Below are 5,669 nucleotides of genomic sequence, written 5' to 3'. Positions count from 1 at the left end.
TTGGCAACGCAGATGCCGTGCCGCAGCTGCCGGAGCGGTGCTTAAGCCGCAAGGCGGGAATTGTGCGGTGTTGCCTTAAAAGTTTGTGACGGCTTATTTTTTATGGGAATGCCGCAAATCCGCACGCCTGGCGCATGGCTTCATCGCTGGCGAAACCGTAAATCTTTACGGTCGCATCCTCATAGATCAGCGCATCCTCCGGCATGGCATCGGCAAGGGCCTGGGTAGTGGGCTGGCGCTCGCCGTATGCTTCCCATTTGGAGATAACAAAGAAAATTTTACCCTGCGGAGGGGTTTGCAGATGGCTGGTGACCTGCAGCCAAGGGCGCAGCTCCGGCACACTGTTTGGGGTCAGGGTCCACACGTTCAGGGTGCCGTCCGTCAACTCGGTCATCACATTACCGTCCCAAAAAGAAGCGTACCCGTCCCGGTAGCCGTTCTGCACCAGGAACTGTGCCGTCCCTTGGTTGGGGTTGGCTGCCACTGCCGCTGCGCGGTAGTCTGTTCCGGCGCGCAACAGCAATATCGCCGCCAGCAGGGCCGTCAGACCACGGGCATCCGAGCGGTGCAGGGGGGTGCAGTCCGCCAGCATGATTTCCAGCAGCGGTACAAATAAAATTGCCAGCGGCAGCAGGTAGCGGTCCGAATGGCCGCTGTTGGTCAGGCCGTACAGCAGCGCAAAGCAGACGGCCCCGGCCAGGAAAAACGCCCCCACCAGCCGGTGCCCCAGCGGGTAGCGTGCTTTGCCGCGCACCAGCCAAACAGAAAACACAAAGCAGAAAAGGATCAGCGCCGCAGCCGCCAGGTTAAACAGCGCGGCCAGAGAAAACACTTTGCCCTCCTGCCAGCCAAAGGAAGCCAGCAGCGCATTTGCAAACCATTGCAGACGGTCCAGGTTCAGCCCGGTAAAGGCCACATATCCCTGATCCTGGAAGTGATATTTTTCCGCCAGCACCTTTGCGTTGACCAGGTACCCCGCCAGCGCGGCAGCATCCGCCGCAAGGGTGGGCACCAGCAGCGCCCCGCCGGGGGTGCGCCAGGCATTGGCCAGCTTTTGGCGCAGGGTATCCGCAGGCGGAGCATCCAGCCAACAGAGCAGCGCTGCCGCCACGGTAAGCGGAATGTTCAAGATGAACAGCTGCCGCGGCCCGCCCAGCGCTGCAGCAAAGCTGAACAGCACCATGCCCGCCGCCGGGGCCAGCCGCCGCCCGCCGCGCAGAATGCGCACCGCACACCCCAGCACCGCAAAACTGATGGCAATGTGCGGAATATAGTAAAGGCCTTCCAGCACATACTGGCGGTACAGCGCGCCATAGGGCAGCACCAGCAGCCCGGCCCCCAGCAGGCCGCTGTACTTGAGCTTTGCACTGCGCCCGAACCAGAACCACGCCGCGAGATACAAAAGGATCAGCACCACGCTGCCCACCACGCGCACAGTATGCCAGCTGGTGAACAGCCGGAACAGCGGTGCCATGACCAGCTGGGTGTTGAGCACCCGCAGCTCGGTGGAATAGTACCAGTTAGTGCTCATCACGCTGCCCTCCTGCGCCAGCAGGTTGGCAAGCAGTTGTTCGGACGCCATGTCGGCGTCCAGCCGGTTGGGTGCCCAGCAGCACCAGTCCACCACCAGCAGGGCAAAGCAGACCGCCGCCCAGAGCAGCAGTATCATATAGGTGGTTCGTTTTTGTTTTGCGCCGTTTGTTTGCAGCTTTGGCAAGCGGCTCCCCTCCCCTTTTTGGGATAAACTTTATATTATTGTATCGCAAATGGGACGAGGGTGCAACCACTCGGCGTTATCCTTCGTCCGCTGCGGGGTCCAGCTGGCCGGTGGTGTCCAGCTGGATGGCGGAGCCGCGCCGCACAGTGGTGCCTGCCCGCGGGTACTGGCTGACGACCCGCTCCCCCTGCCCCAACACATCCGCAGTCAGGGTATACTCGCTCAGCTTTTGGGCCGCGGCGGGGGCTTTCCAGCCGGTCACATCGGGCACGGTGGTAAAATATTTTGCCTGTTCTGCTTCGGTATAGCTGGGCTGGATGCCTAAGCGCGGCAGGCTTTTTTGCAGCACCTCCGCCGCCACGGGGCCGGACAGCGCGCCGCCGCTGGTGGTCCAGCTGTGGGGTTCATCCAGGCAGATGAGGACTGCGATTTTGGGGTTTTCGATCGGCGCCACTGCCACAAAGCTGGCAATGCGGGCGCGCTCATTCTCGCTGTCCAGCTTTTGGCTGGTGCCGGTTTTGCCGCCCACACGGTAGCCCGCCACGGCACCGTTTTTGCCGGTGCCGGTGGTCACAACACCCTCCATCAATTCGCGCATGACGGCGCTGGTTTCGGGCCGGATGACCTGCACTTTTACGGTGGGCTCCACCTGCTGCACGGTATTGCGCTCGGCATCGTGGATGGACTGCACCACATGGGGCTGCATCAGCTTGCCGCCGTTGACCACCGCGCAGACGGCTGTGATCATTTGCAGGTAGCTCACCTTGCTGCTTTGCCCGAAGGAGCAGGAAGCCAGCTCCACCGGGCCCATGCGGTCGGCGGTATAGTATTCGCTGCGCTTGATCTCGCCGGGCAGGTCGATACCGGTTGCGGCGCGCAGGCCAAAGGCGGCAAAGTAATCGCAAAAGTTCTGTTTGCCCAGCCGCGCCCCCACCTGGATAAAGCAGGGGTTGCAGGATACCGCCAGCCCCTGGGCCAGGGTTTCACTGCCATGGATATGCCCGTTTGCGCAGCGGAAATTTGTGCCCGCCACATTGATCTTGCCCGCGCAGACAAAGCGGCTGTTCCGCGTGACGGCACCGGTATCCAGTGCCGCAGCGCAGGTGATGAGCTTGAACACGCTTCCGGGTTCATACAAATCGGAAATTGCCTTGTTGCGCCACTGGGCCTGCTGGGCGGTCTGCAACGCTTTGCTGCGTTCTTCCCCGCTCAGGGCGTTCACCTGCTGGCGGATGGTTTCATCCACAATGGTGCGCGGGTCGTTGGGGTCGTAATCCGGCTTGGTGGACATGGCAAGGATTGCGCCGGTATCGACCTCCATCACAATGCCCACCGCACGGGCCGCCACATGATGCTCCGCCACGGCGGCACTGAGCGCGCTTTCCAGATAGTGCTGGATATCCGCCCGGATGGTCAGGGTGATATCATTCCCCGGCACGGCATCCTGCAGGGTGCTGTAATGGGTGGGCATATCATACCCCCAGGCATTTTTTGCAGTCAGGATGGTTCCGTTCCGGCCGGTCAACTGGGCGTCATATTGCAGTTCCAGCCCCCAAAGGCCCTGATTATCCACATCGGTAAAGCCCAGCAGGCAGCCCATAAAGTTGCCCTGCGGGTAAACGCGCTTGGTATCCTGCAAAATCTGGATGCCCTGCGCGTTGTTCTGCGTGCACCAGGCCCGCACGGCGTCCGCCAAATCGGCATCCACCCGGCGGCGGAGCAGGCAGTCATTGCTGGTGCGTTTGCTCAGCTTTTGCAGGGTAGCGTCATAATCAATATCTAAAATTTCGCTCAGCGCTTTGGCGGCGGGCTGCACCAGCTCATCCGCCAGTTCCCGCGGGGAGGCCCGGATGGTCCAGCAGGTTTTGCTGGCGGCCAGGGTAACGCCATCGGCGGAATAAATTTCGCCGCGGGCGGTGGGCAGCGTGGTATCCCGCAGCTGCTGGGCCGCGGCACGGTTGGCGTAACCGCTGTGGTCCAGTATTTGCAGGGTAAACAGCCGGGCCAGCACACGGGTGCGCCGCCGCATGTGGCGGTTCTGCGCAGGGTAAATGCTGCGCGGCGGGCGGTGGGTCTGTTTCATGGCGGTCTGCCTCCCCCTGTATTTTCTTCCACACACAAGCGTATGTGCTGGCGGGGCGGTTTATCCCGGTTTTGTGCACCAGTATTGCAAGATTGTTTCCTTGCCGCACTGAAATTGCCCGGTGTTTAACGCTGGATTTTGCCATTAGTCGATATTTGTTTTTATCTTTTTCCTTTTCTTTCAGAACAAATTTCGCTCAAGCGCTGTTTTCATCGTTGCTTTTCGTTTCAGATACCCGTGCAAAATCCATTCTTTTTTTGCTTTTTGAAAACGAAATTGCTCATTTGCAAGGACAATATCGTTTCAATTCGCACAGATATTGCTTTTCTGCTTTTCTCGTCTTATAATGATAAACATGTAAATTTTTCGTAAAGCGAATAAGGAGTATCGGGAACGAATGAGCAACACAAAAAGCGCCGAATCCACCCTGTCGGAGCCGATTTTTAACCGCCAGGCATTGGTTCGGCTGATTTTGCCGCTGCTGGCGGAGCAGTTTTTGTCGGTATCCATGGGCATGGCGGATACCCTTATGGTATCCGGCGTGGGCGAAGCCGCTGTGTCCAGCGTGAGCCTGGTGGACAGCCTGAATATTTTGATCATCCAGATCCTGTCCGCCCTGGCAACCGGCGGCGCGGTCATCAGCAGCCAGTACCTTGGCCGGCGCGATGGTGAAAAAGCCGCCAAAAGCGCCGCACAGCTGTACACCGTTCTTGCGGTCAGCACCATCGCTGTCATGCTGGTCATTCTGGTGCTCAGCCGCCCCATCCTGCGCATTGTTTTCGGCCGCATTGATGACGATGTGATGAGCTTTTCGCAGACCTACTTTTTGATCAGCGCCATCTCCTACCCCTTTATCGGGTTTTACAACGCCGGGGCCGCTTTGTTCCGTGCGCAGGGCAACAGCCGCATTTCCATGCTGGCCAGCCTGGTCATGAACATCATCAATATCTGCTTCAACGCCCTGTTCATTTATGGGCTGGGCATGGGGGTACTGGGCGCTGCGCTGGCCACCCTGCTGGGGCGCGTGTTTGCAGCGGCGTGGGTGTTCTGGCAGCAGCAGCAAATTGAAAACCCGCTCTGCATCCGCCATATTGCGGATATGAAGCCGGACGGCGACCTGATTCGCCGCATCCTTGGCATTGGCATTCCCTCCGGTTTGGAGAACGGCATGTTCCAGATTGGCAAGCTGTGCGTCAGCAGCTTGACTTCCACCCTGGGCACCTCCGCCATTGCGGCCAACGCGGTGGCCAACACCATCAGCGGCATCGCCAACATTCCCGGCAGCACCATGGGCCTTGCCATGATCCCTGTCGTCAGCCGCTGCCTTGGCGCAGGAGACAAAAAACAGGCCAAGCATTACGCCAAGATGTTTATCCTGATGGCAATGCTCGGTTTGTTCTGCACCAACGCCTGCCTGTTTTTTACGATTCCTTACATTGCACGGCTGTTCAGCCTTTCGGATACTGCGCTCAACATGTGCGTTACCGTTATGCACTGGTTCTCTTTGTTCAGCGTTGTCTGCTGGGCCACCAGTTTTACGCTGCCCAACGCCCTGCGCAGCGGCGGCGATGCCCGCTACACCATGACGGTGAGCATTTTCAGCATGTGGCTGTTCCGCGTAATTTTGAGCTACATCTTTGTGCTCAAGCTCAACATGGGGCTGACCGGCGTGTGGTTCGGTATGTTCATTGACTGGATCTGCCGCAGCGTGTTCTTCATGATCCGCTTTATCAGCAACAAGTGGATGGACCACAACGTAATCTGATACTATTTCTGCTTTAAGTTTCCTTAGGGCAATACCGCATAATTCTAAGTGCCGATACGGCGAGCGAGGTGCGGCAGATGCTAAGCCAAAAGCGCAGATAATAC

At 58.8% G+C, this 5,669-nt stretch carries 3 protein-coding genes; 1 reads left to right on the top strand and 2 read right to left on the bottom strand.

All coding sequences use genetic code 11. The features are described from left to right. Positions 1 to 100: 100 nt before the first annotated feature. Positions 101 to 1,717, bottom strand: coding sequence for a hypothetical protein (locus tag C4885_RS15150; RefSeq protein ID WP_114001136.1), 1,617 nt, complete (start codon positions 1,715 to 1,717; stop codon positions 101 to 103). A gap of 76 nt (positions 1,718 to 1,793) precedes the next feature. Next, positions 1,794 to 3,800: a penicillin-binding transpeptidase domain-containing protein gene (locus C4885_RS15145; RefSeq protein WP_158538927.1), complete on the bottom strand. Its 2,007-nt coding sequence runs from the start codon at positions 3,798 to 3,800 to the stop codon at positions 1,794 to 1,796. 397 nt (positions 3,801 to 4,197) lie between these two features. On the opposite strand from C4885_RS15145, the gene C4885_RS15140 reads away from it, so the two are divergent. Further along, positions 4,198 to 5,565, top strand: coding sequence for an MATE family efflux transporter (locus tag C4885_RS15140; protein WP_114001135.1), 1,368 nt, complete (start codon positions 4,198 to 4,200; stop codon positions 5,563 to 5,565). The last annotated feature ends 104 nt before the right edge of the window (positions 5,566 to 5,669 follow it).

Source organism: Subdoligranulum sp. APC924/74 (assembly GCF_003324125.1).
In the GTDB taxonomy this organism is placed as follows: Bacteria; Bacillota; Clostridia; order Oscillospirales; family Ruminococcaceae; genus Gemmiger; species Gemmiger qucibialis.
Note: the sequence above shows the minus strand (reverse complement) of the source record. Positions and strands in the feature narration are given on the sequence as shown.

Coding starts and splice junctions, on each gene's coding strand:
- C4885_RS15140 (WP_114001135.1), top strand. CDS start 4,198: ATGAGCAACACAAAAAGCGCCGAATCCACCCTGTCGGAGCCGATTTTT.
- C4885_RS15145 (WP_158538927.1), bottom strand. CDS start 3,800: ATGAAACAGACCCACCGCCCGCCGCGCAGCATTTACCCTGCGCAGAAC.